This window comes from Bradyrhizobium sp., assembly GCF_019244115.1.
Taxonomy (GTDB): Bacteria; Pseudomonadota; Alphaproteobacteria; order Rhizobiales; family Xanthobacteraceae; genus Bradyrhizobium.
Genome location: NZ_JAFATE010000289.1, coordinates 1 through 15,662, shown reverse-complemented (window position 1 = coordinate 15,662; position 15,662 = coordinate 1). Strand labels below are relative to the sequence as shown.

The 15,662-nt window shown below is 61.9% G+C and carries 13 protein-coding genes and 1 pseudogene; 7 read left to right on the top strand and 7 right to left on the bottom strand.

The genetic code is table 11. The features are described 5' to 3' along the window. The 6 genes and pseudogenes from JOZ76_RS12980 to JOZ76_RS12955 all read right to left on the bottom strand — a co-directional run. Nucleotides 1–309: pseudogene (locus JOZ76_RS12980) on the bottom strand (CMD domain protein); the annotation flags it as partial. A 99-nt stretch (nucleotides 310–408) separates the two neighbouring features. Then, nucleotides 409–1,512 carry a putative FMN-dependent luciferase-like monooxygenase gene (locus JOZ76_RS12975; protein WP_291699026.1) on the bottom strand — a complete coding sequence of 368 codons (1,104 nt, stop codon included), beginning with the start codon at nucleotides 1,510–1,512 and terminating at the stop codon, nucleotides 409–411. Continuing rightward, on the bottom strand, nucleotides 1,509–2,261 hold the full coding sequence (locus JOZ76_RS12970; protein WP_291699025.1) for an ABC transporter ATP-binding protein: 753 nt from the start codon (nucleotides 2,259–2,261) through the stop codon (nucleotides 1,509–1,511). The genes JOZ76_RS12975 and JOZ76_RS12970 overlap by 4 nt, the downstream gene beginning before the upstream one ends. After that, nucleotides 2,261–3,106 (bottom strand): ABC transporter ATP-binding protein, encoded by an 846-nt coding sequence (locus JOZ76_RS12965; protein WP_291699024.1) that lies wholly within the window; start codon nucleotides 3,104–3,106, stop codon nucleotides 2,261–2,263. Before JOZ76_RS12965 ends, JOZ76_RS12970 begins: the two co-directional genes overlap by 1 nt. A 41-nt stretch (nucleotides 3,107–3,147) precedes the next feature. Continuing rightward, nucleotides 3,148–4,971 carry an ABC transporter permease gene (locus JOZ76_RS12960; protein WP_291699023.1) on the bottom strand — a complete coding sequence of 608 codons (1,824 nt, stop codon included), beginning with the start codon at nucleotides 4,969–4,971 and terminating at the stop codon, nucleotides 3,148–3,150. A gap of 87 nt (nucleotides 4,972–5,058) precedes the next feature. Continuing rightward, nucleotides 5,059–6,225, bottom strand: a complete 1,167-nt coding sequence (locus tag JOZ76_RS12955) for an ABC transporter substrate-binding protein (RefSeq protein WP_291699022.1) — start codon at nucleotides 6,223–6,225, stop codon at nucleotides 5,059–5,061. Between the two features lie 957 nt (nucleotides 6,226–7,182). Here JOZ76_RS12955 and sfnG point away from each other — a divergent pair. From sfnG to JOZ76_RS12920, 7 genes are all read left to right on the top strand, one after another. Further along, nucleotides 7,183–8,289, top strand: a complete 1,107-nt coding sequence (gene sfnG, locus JOZ76_RS12950) for a dimethylsulfone monooxygenase SfnG (protein ID WP_291699021.1) — start codon at nucleotides 7,183–7,185, stop codon at nucleotides 8,287–8,289. 127 nt (nucleotides 8,290–8,416) lie between these two features. Continuing rightward, the gene (locus JOZ76_RS12945) at nucleotides 8,417–9,232 is read left to right on the top strand and encodes an ABC transporter ATP-binding protein (protein ID WP_291699027.1); all 816 of its coding nucleotides are present in this window, start codon (nucleotides 8,417–8,419) and stop codon (nucleotides 9,230–9,232) included. Continuing rightward, the gene (locus JOZ76_RS12940; protein ID WP_291699020.1) at nucleotides 9,232–10,122 is read left to right on the top strand and encodes a branched-chain amino acid ABC transporter permease; all 891 of its coding nucleotides are present in this window, start codon (nucleotides 9,232–9,234) and stop codon (nucleotides 10,120–10,122) included. Before JOZ76_RS12945 ends, JOZ76_RS12940 begins: the two co-directional genes overlap by 1 nt. A 2-nt stretch (nucleotides 10,123–10,124) precedes the next feature. After that, a complete protein-coding gene (locus JOZ76_RS12935; protein WP_291699019.1) occupies nucleotides 10,125–11,171 on the top strand; it encodes a branched-chain amino acid ABC transporter permease in 1,047 nt (348 codons plus the stop codon). Nucleotides 11,172–11,197: 26 nt separating this feature from the next. Beyond that, nucleotides 11,198–12,526, top strand: coding sequence for an ABC transporter substrate-binding protein (locus JOZ76_RS12930; RefSeq protein WP_291699018.1), 1,329 nt, complete (start codon nucleotides 11,198–11,200; stop codon nucleotides 12,524–12,526). A gap of 68 nt (nucleotides 12,527–12,594) precedes the next feature. Then, a complete protein-coding gene (locus JOZ76_RS12925) occupies nucleotides 12,595–13,383 on the top strand; it encodes an ABC transporter ATP-binding protein (RefSeq protein WP_291699017.1) in 789 nt (262 codons plus the stop codon). 23 nt (nucleotides 13,384–13,406) lie between these two features. Then, the gene (locus tag JOZ76_RS12920) at nucleotides 13,407–14,603 is read left to right on the top strand and encodes an acyl-CoA dehydrogenase family protein (protein WP_291699016.1); all 1,197 of its coding nucleotides are present in this window, start codon (nucleotides 13,407–13,409) and stop codon (nucleotides 14,601–14,603) included. Nucleotides 14,604–14,748: 145 nt separating this feature from the next. Here JOZ76_RS12920 and JOZ76_RS12915 read toward each other — a convergent pair whose 3' ends face one another. Continuing rightward, nucleotides 14,749–14,916, bottom strand: a complete 168-nt coding sequence (locus JOZ76_RS12915; protein ID WP_291699015.1) for a hypothetical protein — start codon at nucleotides 14,914–14,916, stop codon at nucleotides 14,749–14,751. Nucleotides 14,917–15,662 lie beyond the last annotated feature (746 nt).

The following is a 15,662-nucleotide window of genomic DNA, read 5'->3' as shown; positions in this document are numbered from 1 at the left end:
GAGCCCGGCCGATAGGCGCTCGCCCAACAAGCTGCGGTGTCCGTCCTCAACGCGATAGATGAGGCCGGGCTTGTCCTCGCCGCTCAGCGGACCAGCGGGATAATGGCCAAAAGGTCCCACCGTGACGCCGCGCCCGGCTTCGCAGTCGATGATCCCGCCAAGCTCAGGTTCGGACGACCTGAGCTTGGACGCGTACAACTCGGCGGCAATTGGCTCGCGGTGCAGAGCTGCCGCAAAGGCTGCGACCGCCCAACGTTCGCGTGCCGAAATCGCTGGGCTGAAACAATGCGAGGTAACTCTTCTGCGCATTCTCGCGCGCTTGCGCTCGCCTTGCCCTGATTTGATGGAGGCTGGAGCCCGGCTCAACGCCGGCCAGGTGATCGACGACGTCGCTGTCGGGCGAAACGCTCATGTGGGGCTCCTTACTGAATCGATCAACGGCGCACCGGTAGTGCTGCGATCCTTGGTTCGGGAAGATTCGCGGCGCTCCCATCCGAGCGCTGGTGCCACACGTTCGGCAGTCAGTTCGATCGAACGCAGGATCAGCGGATGCGGAGGGTCGACGGAATGCACCTGAAATACGAGATCGGTGACGCGCGGAAGAATGCTATCCTTGCTGAGGGAGGCGATGACATCGTCAGGCGTTCCCACGTGGGTGTCGAAGGTCGCGATCAGGTCTTCCAGCCTGTCGCCACGGATGATGTGGCCGCTGCTCTTGAACCGGGCGAGCGCACGGTGCAGGCCCTGTTCAGCCAGATGCAACGCCTCCTTCCGGCTGTCTGCGACATAAAGGCTTCGCGAGGCCATGATCCGTGGCGCGCGGCCCGCGGGCAGCGCCGCGAGATAGGCGTCGATGATGGGATGCTGGATGTCGCCGAGCGGCGCGCTCGGCGCTTCCTTTGTTCTCGGCTGGGTCCGCGACAGCATCAAACCGTGGCCGCCGAGCCCGGCCCAGTGGCCGCCATCGGCCGAGAAGGTCGCTTGCCAGATCCGATCAACGAGCCCGCGACCCTCGGGGTAGAGCCGGTTCGCCGTCCCGCCGATCGGCTCGCCCTTCAATGCGCCAAGCAGCGTGCTGAGATGGTCGGCGAAGATTGCGCCGCGCCGCGCGCTGTCATGGCCGAATGCCGCAAAGGACGATGGGGTGCCGCCGGTACCGACACCGATCTCCAGCCTTCCGTTGAGCAGTGTATCGAGGACTGCGACGTCCTCGGCGACGCGCACCGGGTGTTCCAGCGGCAGGGTGATCACACCGGTCCCAAGCCGGATCCGCCGGGTTTGAGGCGCGAGGGTAGCGAGGAAGACCAGCGGCGCGGGCAGGCCGCCTTCGTCCTCGTCAAAATGATGCTGTGCGACCCACGCCGAATCGAAGCCGCAGCGTTCGGCGTGAACGATCTGCTCAGCCGCATATCTGTAGCGCTCAGAGGCGCTCGTCCGGTCGAGCAGCCTTGTGAAAAAGCCAAGGCGCTTCGCCTTGCCTTGTACATCTTGTCCCGCGATTGCGTCCATCATGCCGCCTGTTCCCCTCCAAGATAGGCATCGCGGATGCCGGGATCCATGAGCAGCTCTTGTGCCGAGCCGGTGAGCACGACGCGGCCGGTCTGCAGAACATAGCCGCGATGCGCGATCTGCAGAGCGAGGCTCGCATTCTGCTCGACCATGAAAATGGTAGTTCCGGCGCGATTGATGTCACGGACGAGCTCTAGCACCCGTTCGACATAGAGCGGAGACAGGCCCATCGTCGGCTCGTCCATGCAAATCAGCTTTGGTCGTCCCATCAAAGCGCGCGCCATCGCCACCATCTGCTGCTCGCCGCCGGAAAGCGTGCCGGCGCGCTGATCCAGCCGCTGCTTCACGCGCGGAAACAGATCCAGTGTTCGTTCGAGATCCTCTGCAACGGTGGCTCGGTCCGAGCGCAGATAGGCGCCCATCAGCAGATTCTCCCGAACCGTCATGGCGCCGAACAGGCGGCGCGCCTCGGGGACCGAGCCGACGCCGCGGCGAATGATCTTTGGTGTTGCGAGGCCGGTGATCGCCTCGCCCGCAAAGGTGACGGTGCCGCCTTTCGGCTGCACCTGGCCGAGGATGATTTTCATGGTGGTCGATTTGCCACTGGCGTTGCCGCCGAGAAGGCAGACGATCTCGCCTCGTCCAACCTCGAGCGAAAGATCGAAATGCACCTGGATGGCGCCATAGAATGTGTCGATGTGATCCAGGGCAAGCAAAGGCTCTGGCAAAGCTGTATTGGTCGGTGAATGCATCACGATGCCTCCGCCGCGACAACCTTCTCAGCAGCACCGAGCGTCGGGTGCCCCAGATAGGCCTCAATGACAGCCGGATCGTGCCGCACCACCTGCGGCGGACCTTCGGCGATCTTGATGCCGTCATCCATAACGACGACGCGATCCGACAATTGCATGACCAGATCTAGCTTGTGCTCGATCAGCAGGATGGTCTGGCCGCGCCGCTTCAGTTCTCCGATCAGGGCCTTCATCTCGGCAGTTTCCGTCTGGTTCATGCCCGCGGTCGGCTCGTCGAGCAGCAGCAGTTTGGGCTTGAGCGCAAGCGCACGGGCGATCTCGACACGGCGGCGGTTGGCGTAGGAGAGGCTGTGCGCGGGATCGTCGATACGTGGCAGCAAACGATCGCCGAAAATGCCGAGGATGTCGCGGACCTCCTGGTCGAGCAGTTCCTGTTCATCCCGCATCCATGTGGGCCGGATCAACGCGGCGACGAATTCAAGCGCGGCGCCGATCGGGAGCGCCGGCCAGCGTGCGGCGCGCTGCCGCGTATGAGCTCCGATCAGCACGTTCTCGCGCACGGTGAGATTGGCGAACACACGCCCATGCTGGAATGTGCGGGCGAGGCCGCGTGCCGCGATGTGGTCCGGCGCGAGGCCCGTGACCGTCTCTCCGGCGAATTGGACCGTGCCTGAGTCCGGGCGATCGAGCCCGCTGATCAGATTGAACAGCGTTGTCTTGCCGGCGCCGTTTGGCCCGATGATGGACACAAACTCACCGGCCGTCACGGCAAGGTCGATCTTGTTCACGGCTGTGATGCCGCCGAAGCGACGCACCAGTGCCGAGACGTCTAGCAGGGTTGTCATCCGATGTGACGCCCGTTCATGATTGCTGCCGAGCGCTGCATTCAAACCGTCCCAAAAAGGCCTTGCGGGCGGAAGCGGATCAGCAGCAACAACGCCAGGCCGTAGATCAGCATCCGATAGTCGCTGGCGACCCGGAAAATCTCGGGCAATCCGACCAGCGCAATGGCGGCGGCGATTGCACCGAACACGTTGCCCAGCCCGCCGAGGATCGCCATCGTCAGCGCCAGGACCGAGATCTGCGAGGTAAAGGTCTCGAAGTTGATATAGGAATAGAGATGCGCGGTGATGGCGCCGCTGACGCCCGCCACGAAGCCGCTGAAGGCGAAGGCCAGGCCTTTGTAGCGGTTGGGGTTGATGCCATAGGTCCGCGCCGCGACATCGTCGTCGCGGATCGCGCGCAGCGTGCGGCCGAGTGGGGAGCGCAGCAGTCGCCGCTGCAGCAGGGCAAGACCGACCAGCACCGCGAAGGTCAGCCAATAGACGGCGGGCGCCGAATAGAAATCGTGCTTGCCTATGGCGAGCGGCGGGATTCCGGTGATGCCGATCGGTCCGCGGGTGAGGCTTTCCCAGTTCAGGATTACCAGGCTGACGATCTCGCCGATCCCTAGGGTCGCGATCGCGACGTAATGGCCGCGCAAGCCGAAAGCCGGATAGACCAGAAGGGTTCCAATCAGGCCCGTGATCAGGCCGGCCAAGGGGATCGCGACAAGTACGGACAGGCCGAGATCGAGGGCCAGAAGCGCCGAAGCGTAACCGCCAATAGCAAGCAGCGCCGCGTGCCCGAGCGAAATCTGTCCTGCCGTGCCGGCGACGAGTGTCAGACTCAGCGCCAGCATGCCGTAAAGCCAGGCGTTGCTCAGGGTTTGGATCACATAAGGCGAGGTGACCACGACGGGCAGCAGCAATCCCGTCGCAACCAATGCCACGACGAGCCAGAATGGCAACAACACAGGGCGGCTCGGCGCGATGAAGGTGCCGGTCAGCGGCTCCGGCGGAAGCGAGCGACGGCCACCAAACAGGCCATTGGGCCAAGATATCAGGACAAGGATGAGAATGACGAAAGCGAATAGGTTGCGATAGCTGGTGCCGAACAGGGCTATGCCATAGCTTTCGGTCAGCCCCAGGAACAAGCTGCCGAAGATCGCGCCCGGCACATTGCCGACGCCGCCAATGACCTGGGCGACAATGCCCTTCAACGTGGCCTGGAAGCTCATCGCCGGACTGATATTGTTGTAATACATGCCGACAAGGAGCCCGCTCAGCCCACCGAGCGCGGAAGCGATTGCGAAAACCGCGCTGTCCACTCTGTCGACGTCTACTCCCATCTGCTGCGCCGCCTCGCGATCCTGCGCGGTGGCACGCACCGCCCAACCGAGCTTGGTGAAGCGCAGGAAGGCGAACAGCACCGCCGCGCTCGCCAGCCCAATGGCCGCGATCAGGAGGTCAAGCGCGCCGATCGAGCCGCCACCGATCACAAAACGCCAGTCCGGGACCTGGCTCGGCAGGGCGCGCGGTTGTGCCGAGAAGACGAGCTGGACGATCTGGTCGAGCACCAGGCTTATGCCGATAGTGGCAAGCAGCGGAGCAATGCGGGTGCGGCCCTGCAACGGCCGCAGCCCGATGCGCTCGATCAAGATGCCGAGCAGCCCGCATGAGGCGAGCACGATCGCTATCGTCAGCGGTAGCGGCGTGTTCAGATAGGTGATGCAGACCAATCCGACATAGGCGCCGACGCTGTAGACCGAGCCCTGCGCGAAGTTGATCAGATGGGAGACGCCGAAGATCAGCGCGAGCCCGACCGCCAGCAGCGCATAGATGTTTCCGACGACCAGGCCGTTGATCGTATAGTCAAACCAGGAACTCACCAAATCATCCTATCCGGCGGCGGCACCGCGCCACCGCACCGTTCACCCGGCCCAGCCGGTCCATCATGAGGATGCAATTCTGCTGCATCAGTTGATGGCCGGCTTGCTGCCATCCCACAAAGCGAATTTGCCGTTCTTGATCACGAGATTGATGGTCTTGGCGCCAAGCACCCGGCGCGTCTGCGGATCAAAGGTCACCCTGCCATAAATGACGCTGGGCACGTCCTTGATGCTGGCGAGACCATCGCGGATCGCCTTGCGCTCCGTGCCATATTGCTTGATCACCTCGGAGAGCAGCACGACGGTGTCATAGGCGATCGCCGCGAACGTGTCGGGGTCCTTGCCGTACTTTGCCTGATACGCTTTGACGAAAGTCTGGACCTCCGGGCGCGGGTCCTCCGGGAAGAAGTTCGCCTTGGTGTAGATTCCCTCGACCGCGTCGCCGCCGAGTTCAAGAAACTTTGGCGAATAGACTGAGCTGACGGCCACGACCGGCAGCTTTATTCCGGCAGACCGCAGCTGCCGCGCGATCAGCGCGCCATCGGCATAGTAGGCGATAATGACGATGCCATCCGGCTTTGATTCGCGAATGCGGACCAGCGTCGATCGATAATCCTTCTCGTCGGGCAGGAAGCCTTCCGTTGCCACCACCTCGGCGCCATCCTCTTTGGCGGCCTTGACGAAGATGTCCTTGCTGATGCGGCCCCAATCGGTATTGAGATGGATGACTGCAAGGCGCGTCAGGCCCAGGCGCTTGACGGCGAATTCGGCGAGCGCCGGCTGCTCGTCGGCCTGGTTCACCGTATTCGACCACATGAACTCGCCGCCCTTGGTAAAGTCGGGGTGCGAGTTGGTGAACCCGAATTGCACCAGACCGGCGCGCTGATAGATCGGCGAGGCAGCCATCGAGGCGGGGCTCGAGAAATCGCCGAGCTCGGCGACGATGGTTGGATCGTTGACGAATTTCTGCGCGATCGAAACGCTCTGACGCGGGTCGCTTTGACTGTCTTCGAACACATATTGGAGCGGACGCCCCTTGATGCCGCCGGAACCGTTGATCTGATCGAGCGCCAGATCGAAGCCCGTCTTCCATTGCGCGCCATATTGCGCGTTGGAACCGGTGAGCGGGCCGCTGACGCCGAGCAGGATAGGCTCGGCGGCCGACGACGGGGACTCGCCAAGGATAGCCAGGAGTCCCGCCGCCACGACTGCGACCAGCCAGCGAACGGTCCAAATCGATGCGCGTGTTTTCATGTTAGGGAGCTTTTGCCTTTGAGTGAGGGTGGTCGGTGCAAAGGTGGCGTGACAGAAAAGCAATGTCAATCAAGCTGCCGACGCGAAATGATTGGAGAGCTTCTTGCGCGCTCCGCAAAGAAACTTGTGCGCGTGATCGCCCAAGAACGAGGCGAATCCTACCCATCGCACCCTCCTCAAGAGGCTGTTCTTTCGAAAATCGCTGCAATTTCATGGAGCTTTCTGCCGCAGATCGCTCACCAACATGGCGCCGCAGAATTGTTGGGCGATCGAACGCAATGTCACGCGTATTGATGAAGGCGACAGACGTTGGAATAATTTTCCAACAAGCAGTCGTTGCGGCGAATGCCGGTGATGGAAGCAAGAGTGATAGGCCAAGCGTGACGCGCAGGCGGCAAACAATTTCGAGAAAATTCTTGCTGGCGATCCGCTGCGTGACTCAGGAACGGTCGCTGGATTTGATTGATCGAATGAGCACGACAGGTGTTTGCTTGTGATCGCGAATGAGTCGAAGCGCTCTCAAGACCAGTTGGATGACAAGCGCGCGCGATGCTTTTCATGACGCAGCAACAATCAACCCGTCTGCGATGAAACTAAAAAAACGGATTACCTCGGCGCATCGAAAAAGAGTTTGTCTTGGACTCGCGCGCGCGAAAGTTCTCTGAGAGGATTGATCGTCAGGGAATGGTGACAGTCAGGGGACGCTGATGATCTGCAGTTACATCTTCGACAGGGAGTCCGTTATGCACGGAGCTTGTCGACAGCCAATGTGTACGTCGCGCTGTTGACGTTCTCGATGTGCGATCGCCTGCAGATCGCCGAACCTGTTCCAGAGCAATAGCCCAGCGGCTGCTAGCAACGTGAGCGCACGCTCCTCCTGAGTGGCGTGATCGCGCGGCGCTGCCTGCCTCTGTCCGTCGCATTCATCATCGCAAGCCTGATCCCTAAGGAGTAAACATGACCGCGAGCAGCAATCCGATCAAATTCGCCTACTGGGTGCCGAACGTTTCCGGCGGCCTCGTCATTTCCTCGATCGAGCAGCGGACCAGCTGGGACATCGACTACAATCGCAAGCTTGCCCAGATCGCCGAAAGGGCCGGTTTCGATTATGCCTTGAGCCAGATCCGCTTCACCGCCGGCTACGGCGCCGACAAGCAGCACGAATCCGTTAGCTTCTCACACGCGCTTCTGGCCGCGACGGAAAAGCTCAAAGTCATCGCCGCCCTCCTTCCTGGTCCCTGGAATCCGGTGCTGGCCGCGAAGCAGATCGCGACGATCAGCCAACTGACCAATGCGCGCGTTGCGGTGAACATCGTCTCGGGCTGGTTTCGTGGCGAATTCCACGCGATCGGCGAGCCTTGGCTGGACCACGATGAGCGCTACCGCCGCTCGGAAGAGTTCATCAATGCGTTGCGCGGGATCTGGAGCCAGGACAGCTTCACCCTCAAGGGCGATTTCTATCGGTTCAATGATTATTCGCTGAAGCCGAAGCCGCTCGAGCCGCTACCGGAAATCTTTCAAGGCGGTTCCTCACGCGCGGCCCGCGACATGGCCGCGCGGGTATCGGATTGGTATTTCACCAATGGCAACACGCCTGACGGCCTCAAGGCGCAAGTCGACGACATAAGGGGCAAGGAAAAGGCCTTCGGCAAGAGCTGGCGCACCAAGATCGGCATCAATGCCTTCGGCATCGTTCGGCAAACCGAGAAGGAAGCCAAGGATGTTCTCGATGAGATCCTCGACAAGGCGATCCCGGATGCGGTGCACGGATTCCATCATGAGGTGCAGAATGCAGGCAATGCCAGCCCCGAGCGCGAGGGCAATTGGGCCAAATCCACCTTCCAGGATCTCGTCCAGTACAATGACGGCTTCCGCTCCAACCTGATCGGCAGGCCCGACCAGGTCGCCGAGCGCATCATCGAACTCAAGCGCGCCGGTGCCGACCTGATCCTGCTCGGCTTCCTGCATTTCCAGGAAGAGGTCGAATATTTCGGCAAGCATGTGATCCCTCTGGTTCGCGAGCTGGAGGCCAGGACGCCGGTGCAGGTCCAGGCAGCGGAATAGCCGGGAAGCGGAGCAGCAGGTGTCGAGGATTACAGCAGAAGCGCGCGTACTTCGCCTGGAGGATGTTGCTCCAGACGACGGCCTCCGTGCGGTATCTGAAGGGCGCGGTGACGTCCCTGCACGCGGGGTGGAGCGCGCCGCGGCCAATGATGCGCGCCGGGTGCTTGGGCTGGCAAACATCTCGCTTGCCTTCGGCGGTGTCACAGCGCTCCGGGATGTCAGCCTGGATGTCGCAGAAGGTGAGATCCGGGCGATTATCGGTCCGAACGGCGCTGGGAAGAGTTCGCTGCTGAATGTCGTCAGCGGACTCTATCAGCCGGACCGCGGGCAGATCCGCTTCGGCGAGCATGCATTTCGTCGGGTGCCGACGGCCAAGCTTGCCGCCCATGGGGTCGCGCGGACCTTTCAGAACCTGGCGCTGTTCAAGGGCCTTTCAGTTTTCGACAACGTTCTGATGGGGCTCGCGCACCGCGTGAGCGCGGGTTTTTTGCGTCAAATCGTGGGCTCGCCACATGCGCGACGGATCGATGCTGAGAACCGTGCTGCAGTCGAAGAAGTCGTCAGCTTTCTCCACCTGAGTGACGTCCGCGAGCGGATCGCGGGAACACTACCCTATGGCCTGCAGAAACGGGTTGAGCTCGCGCGTGCGCTGGTCGCGCGACCCAGGCTCCTGCTGTTGGACGAGCCCTTCGCCGGCGTGACTCTGAGTGAGAAACAGGAGCTTTCGGAGCACGTGCGCAACGCTCGCGACCGCTTTGGGACCACCATCCTCCTGATCGAGCATGACATCGGCTTGGTGATGGGGCTGTCTGACCGAGTGGCCGTCCTCGACTACGGGCGAAAGATTGCCGATGGCACGCCGGACCAGGTGCGTGCCGACCAAACCGTGATCGACGCCTATCTCGGCGTCGCGCATGAGGACGAGACGGAGCTCGCTACCTGATGTTCGATTATCAGTTCTTGCTGGAAGTCTTGATCGGCGGCCTTTTGTCGGGGGTGATGTATTCGCTGGTCGCGATCGGCTTCGTGCTGATCTACAAGACGTCCGGCGTGTTGAATTTCGCACAAGGGGCAATGCTGCTGTTCGCGGCGCTGACCTTCGTCAGCCTCGTCGAACGTGGTACGTCATTCGTGGTTGCGCTGGCGGCGACGCTGGCAGTCATGATCGCACTCGGCATTGCCGTTGAACGCGCAGTACTTCGGCCACTAGTCAATCAGCCGCCGATCACCCTGTTTATGGCGACGCTCGGTCTCTCCTACATCATCGAGGGCGCGGCCCAGCTTCTGTGGGGAACGCAGGTGCATGGGCTCGATATCGGCGTCAGCGATATCCCGTTCGACGTTGGCGGCGTCTTCATCAGCCGGTTCGACCTATTCGCCGCGGCGGTGGCGGGAAGCCTGGTCGCACTCTTCACGTTGTTCTTTCGCTACACCCGCACCGGGCTCTCGTTCCGCGCGGTTGCCGACGATCAGTTTGCTGCGCTTGCGGTTGGCCTGCGGCTGCCGCGTGTCTGGGCTGCGGTCTGGACCGCCGCCGGCATCGTCGCACTGGTCGCGGGTCTGTTGTGGGGCGCGCGTCTTGGCGTGCAGTTCTCGCTATCGCTCGTCGTTCTCAAGGCGCTTCCGGTACTGGTGCTCGGTGGCTTCGACTCGATTGCGGGCGCGATCGTCGGCGGCCTTCTGATCGGGGCGACCGAGAAGCTGGCGGAGGTTTATGTCGGCCCGCTGTTCGGTGGTGGCATCGAGGCGTGGGCGGCCTATGTCGTGGCACTGGCGCTCCTTTTGGTGCGGCCATCAGGCCTGTTCGGCCAGAAGCTGGTCGAGAGGGTTTAGCGATGACGACGATCATTTCGTCAAAGCGCAGCTTCTTCTTTCCCGAGATCGTGGCAACCTGCCTGATCGCGGTTGTGGCGATCGGCGCGGTGCCCCTGGTCGGCTCCGACTACCTGATGGATGCCGTACTGACGCCGTTTCTGGCGTTGGCGCTGGCCGCCGTTGGGCTCAACCTACTGACGGGCTATGCCGGACAGGTCTCGCTCGGTTCGGCGGCCTTTCTCGCTGTCGGCGCCTATGCCGCATACAATTTCAGTCTCAGGCTCCCGGCGTTGCCGCTGCTTCTCGACCTGGTGCTTGCCGGAACAATTGCAGCTGCAGTTGGCATCATGTTCGGGCTGCCGAGCCTGCGCCTGCGTGGCTTCTATCTCGCGGTATCCACGCTAGCGGCACAGTTCTTCGTCCAGTGGGCTCTCACCAAGTTCGGCTGGTTCTCCAACGACAATCCCTCCGGCGTGATCGATGCACCAGTGCTGCGGATCGGCAGCGTGACCTTTACGAGCGCTGCCGGACGTTACCTCTTTTCGCTCGGCGTCGTCACGGTGGCGACGCTGCTGACGCTGCGCTTGCTGCGGTCCCAGACAGGTCGCAATTTCATCGCGGTGCGGGACCATGAGGTGGCGGCGAAAGTGATCGGCGTGCCGGTGCTGCGAACCAAGCTGCTGGCGTTCGGCCTCTCGTCCTTCCTGATCGGGGTAGCCGGCGTGCTTTGGGCGTTCGCCTATCTGCGCACGGTCGAGCCGGCCGGCTTCAATCTCGATCGCTCGTTCCAGATCCTGTTCATCATCATCATCGGCGGGCTCGCCTCGCTGCGCGGCGCCTTTGTCGGCGCCGCCTTCATCGTCGTGTTCCCGCTGCTCTTGTCGCGCGTCGGCGCTGCGCTGTTGGGCAGCCTGTTCGATTCCGGCGTCCTGGAGATGAGTCAGCGCATCGTCATCGGCACGCTGATTATTACCTTTCTGATCGCCGAGCCGCGCGGGCTGATCGCGCTATGGGATCGCGGCTGGGCAAGGCTGCGTGCGGCTAGCGGCAAGGCCATCGAAACCTGAAAGACCCTCAACACAAGGAGTTTGCAATGACGGTGTTCAGACGAATGAAGATAGCGTTGGGAGCGGCGCTCGCGCTGGGACTTGCCGGCACGGTCGCGCAGGCGGACGAGCAGTTCTTCCCGCTGCAAAGCTACCGCGTGGGCCCCTATGCCGCTGGCGGCACGGGATTTTTCGGCGGTTTCATCGATTATCTCAACCTGATCAACATCCGCGACGGTGGCGTCAATGGCGTCAAGCTGACGTGGGACGAGGGGGAGACTCAGTATGAGGTCGAGCGCGGCGTCGAGGTCTATGAGCGGTTGAAGAACCGTCCCGGTGTAGCCGCCTGGAATCCGCTGTCGGTTGGTATTGCCTACGCCATGATTGACCGCATCACCAAGGACAAGGTGCCGCTGATCACGATCAATCATGGCCGAACCGACTCAACTGACGGCCGCGTGTTTCCCTACGTGTTCCCGCTGCTGTTAAACCCGTACAGCGAGACCTCGGGCATCGTGAACTACATCGCCTCCAGGGAGGGTGGACCGGACAAGCTGAAGGGCAAGAAGATCATCGTGCTCTATCACGGCTCGCCCTATGGCAAGGAGACGATCCCGATCTACAAGCTACTCGCCGACAAATACGGTTTCGAGCTCGAGCAGATCGAGGTGCCGCATCCGGGCAATGAGCAGCAGTCGCAATGGCTGTCGATCCGGCGCGCCAAGGCCGACTATGTGGTGCTGCGCGGCTGGGGCGTCATGAATCCGGTGGCGCTGAAGACGGCGCAGAAGGTCGGCTTCCCCGCCGATCACATCATCGGAAATGTCTGGTCGAATTCGGAAGAAGATGTGATCCCAGCCGGCGATGCTGCGAAGGGCTATGTCGCGATCACGACGCAGGCTTCCGGTGCGGAATATCCTGTCCTGCAGGAGGTCATCAAGACCGTCTACGGCGCGGGCAAGGGCAATCTCGACGACAAGAAGCGGATCGGCAGCGTCTATCACAATCTGGGCATTGTGAACGGCATTCTCAACGTGGAGGCGATACGGATCGCGCAGGAGAAATTCGGCAAGCGGACGCTGACGGGCGATGAGGTACGCTGGGGGTTTGAGCACCTGCAGCTCGATCCGGCCCGGGTCGAAGCGCTCGGCGCCAAGGGCCTGTTCCACTCCATCAATGTCACCTGGGACAATCACGAGGGCGACGGCCGCGTGACCTTCCAGCAGTGGGACGGAGCCAAGTGGAAGGTCGTCTCCGACTGGATCGCGCCGGATTGGGCGGCGTTGAGGCCGATCATCGAGAAGTCGGCGGCGGCCTATGCGCAAGAGCACGGGATCAAGATCCGCACCTCCGGCGACGACCCCGTCGGCCAGTAACGCGCTGACGACGATGGATCGCGGGAGCCGGCCGGCTCCCGCGAGCTCACAACCCTGATGGACTAGGAATGACTGACGTCCTGCTCTCGGTCGAGGCCTTGGCCGCGACCTACAACCACTCAATTCGCGCGGTCAGCGACGTGTCGTTTTCGGTCCGGCGGGGCGAAATCGTCGCCTTGCTGGGCGCCAACGGCGCGGGTAAATCCACCACCTTGCAGGCGGTCTCAACGCTGTTGGCGGCGCAGCGGGGCCAGGTGACATCTGGCCGCATTATTTTTGACGGCCGCGATATCAGATCGGCAACCGCGGCCGAACTGGTGCGAGCCGGCGTCGTCCCCGTGCTCGAAGGGCGGCACTGTTTCGCATCGCTCACGGTCGAAGAAAACCTGATCGCCGGCGCGATCGGCCGCGACGCGAGACGCAGCGAAATCGCGGCCGATCTGGAACGCGTCTATGCGCTGTTTCCGCAATTGAAGGAACGCCGCAGCTCGACCGCGGGGCTCACCTCGGGGGGTGAACAGCAGATGACCGCCATCGGTCGCGCACTGATGTCGCGTCCGCGGCTCTTGGTGCTCGACGAGCCGTCGATGGGGCTCGCGCCGCTGGTGGTCGAAGGGATCTTTCGGGCCCTCAAGCAGCTGAACACCGAGCAGGGGCTTTCGCTTCTGGTTGCGGAGCAGAACTCGACAGTCGCGCTGCGCTTTTCCGATTCCGCTGTCGTGCTCGAGAACGGCCGAAGCGTGCTGGCCGGACGCTCGGCGGAGCTACGCCGGCGTGAAGATATCAAGACACTTTATCTCGGCGGATCGGCGCAAAAGGACGCGCGCCCGACCGAACTGAAACCAGCTCTTGTTTGATCGTGATACGGAGGAGAATGACGATGGCCAACACCAATCTTGCACGCAAGGTCGATGAGGATACTTATGCGCGGTTAGACGCCGCGATTGAGCAGACCGTCAAGGCCAATGCCGATCGCAATGATCTCGAAAGCCGGTTTCCGCGGGACAACCTGAAGGCTTTGGCGGAGATCGGCTGGACCGGCGTGCTGAACGAGCCGCAGTTTGGCGGCCTTGGCCTCGGCCATGTCGATTTCGCCGAAGCCGCCTACCGCATTGGCCAGGCTGACGCTTCGACCGGCCTCGTCTATGTCATGCATGTTGGGGCAGCGCAGACGATCAATCTGTTCGGCAATGACGATCAGAAGGAGCGCTGGCTCAAGGCCAACAACGGCACTCTGCTGGGCACCTATTCCACGAGCGAACGGGCGACCGGCGGACACTGGTGGTACAATTTCTCAGAAGCCTCGCGCGACGGCGATGATTATATCGTGAACGCTGAAAAGTCGTTCACGACTAGTTCCGGCCAAGCCGATTTCTACGTGGTGCAGACCCGCTCGCCCGGCGCCAAGGATCAGGCCGACATCATCTTCTTCATCATCGACGGCAAGGCGAAGGGAATCGAATCGAGCCCGTGGCAGGCGCTTGGCGTACGCGCCAATCATTCCGGCCCGATCCGCTACAAGGGCGTCCGGGTGGCGCGACGCGATCGGCTTGGCGCGGAAGGGCAGGGTAAAGAGATCATCTACGATGGAGTCTCGCCGGTCTATCTGATCGGGCTTGGCGCAGTCTGGGACGGCCTGGCTCGTGGGGTGCTGAACGCAGCGGTCGCGCACACAAAAGGCTTCGTCCATAAGGACAGAAACAAGAGTCTTTCGGACTATCAGGCCATCCGGCAGGAACTCGGAGCGGCCAAGGTGCTGGTCGAGACGCTAAGACCGTGGCGCATCGAACTGGCGGCACGGCTTGACGAGCTCTGGCGAGCCGGGAAGCCCCAAAGCGAGATTTTGATCCCCTTAACGGAGTTCAAGGTCCACGCCGCCGAGGTCGCAAACAAGGTTGCGGCCACCGCTTTGACTGTGACGGGCGGCTACGGCTATCACCGCGGACCCATCGAGCGCTCGTTCCGGGACGCGCGCGCGGCTATCGCGATGGGACCGTCGAACGTGATCGCGCGGGACTGGATCGGCAAGTCGCTCGTCGGCTTGCCCCTCGAGTTGTTTTACGAGGGCGGGGAATAGTTACTCGCGGGGCTCATCGCAATTGGTGAGCCCCACGCCGAGGCTCTTTCCAAATGACCGAAGGCTTTCAACGAGTCCGAGTTGTCGGGGAGGCCGAACCAGGGCAGGGCCTACTGCAAGCACTTCGGATAGATATAACCAATGGTTAGCCGGCAGGGGTCCCGAAGTGCAGCACCGCCACCGCGGTACGCTCTTCCGAGAGTCTCCTTTCAAGGTATTGCATCTCGACTTCGGTAAGCTTTGTCTTGAGTAATTTCTGATAGCGATCGATGTTCCGCAGATGGGCGTGTAGACGGGCGATCGTCTCGTCCATAGCCATCCTCTCAAAAGTACGTTGCTCGCAGAAATGCAATTAGGGATTGAGACGTTGAAATGTAGCTAAATTCAGGCGGCCGCGGTAGGAGACCAGGCCGTTCACATGACTGCCCATACATCTGTGACGGTTCGGAGTCTCCTCGCCTTCAGGCCCCAGGCTGTCTGACGACGCTCTGTTCGCTGCGATTCGCCCGATAAGATTGCCGGCAAATTTTGCGGGCATCCGATGCGCTTCCTTGGATCGGAGACAGAGCGTCGATATCCATCGAGAGGCAAGGCACACCGCCTGCATGCGTCTGCTATTCCGTGAGCAGTTGTAGCGCTGCGTCCGTGACGGTGTCGATGAAATGGATTTGCAAAGTTTCTGGTGAAGCGAGCATGAATGTCTCGTGCTGGCCTGATTTGAGGGAGGCTTGCGTCGACTCCTTGCGGCACCTTGTTGCCAGCCTTTCCCAGCAACAAATGGGAAAAGCAATTTATTGCGGGCGGCGGCGGGGCTGGTCGGCCTATGAGAGCACTATGACGGCAATGCGAGGGCGAACGTGCAACCAACTCTGGTCGAGCTACGCGAGAATTCCACGATGCTGGCGCTGACCTGGCCGGATTACGGAACCCGGCTGCTTGGGGCTGAAACTCTGCGGCGGGCAAGCCGCGCGGCCAGCGAGATCCGCCGGCAGATCGCTGGCGTTGAGCTCGCGATTGAGCCCGGTCTCCACGTCACCGCGCTCGAACCAATTGGAAACT

Coding starts and splice junctions, on each gene's coding strand:
- JOZ76_RS12975 (WP_291699026.1), bottom strand. CDS start 1,512: ATGATGGACGCAATCGCGGGACAAGATGTACAAGGCAAGGCGAAGCGC.
- JOZ76_RS12970 (WP_291699025.1), bottom strand. CDS start 2,261: ATGCATTCACCGACCAATACAGCTTTGCCAGAGCCTTTGCTTGCCCTG.
- JOZ76_RS12965 (WP_291699024.1), bottom strand. CDS start 3,106: ATGACAACCCTGCTAGACGTCTCGGCACTGGTGCGTCGCTTCGGCGGC.
- JOZ76_RS12955 (WP_291699022.1), bottom strand. CDS start 6,225: ATGAAAACACGCGCATCGATTTGGACCGTTCGCTGGCTGGTCGCAGTC.
- sfnG (WP_291699021.1), top strand. CDS start 7,183: ATGACCGCGAGCAGCAATCCGATCAAATTCGCCTACTGGGTGCCGAAC.
- JOZ76_RS12940 (WP_291699020.1), top strand. CDS start 9,232: ATGTTCGATTATCAGTTCTTGCTGGAAGTCTTGATCGGCGGCCTTTTG.
- JOZ76_RS12935 (WP_291699019.1), top strand. CDS start 10,125: ATGACGACGATCATTTCGTCAAAGCGCAGCTTCTTCTTTCCCGAGATC.
- JOZ76_RS12930 (WP_291699018.1), top strand. CDS start 11,198: ATGACGGTGTTCAGACGAATGAAGATAGCGTTGGGAGCGGCGCTCGCG.
- JOZ76_RS12925 (WP_291699017.1), top strand. CDS start 12,595: ATGACTGACGTCCTGCTCTCGGTCGAGGCCTTGGCCGCGACCTACAAC.
- JOZ76_RS12920 (WP_291699016.1), top strand. CDS start 13,407: ATGGCCAACACCAATCTTGCACGCAAGGTCGATGAGGATACTTATGCG.
- JOZ76_RS12915 (WP_291699015.1), bottom strand. CDS start 14,916: ATGGACGAGACGATCGCCCGTCTACACGCCCATCTGCGGAACATCGAT.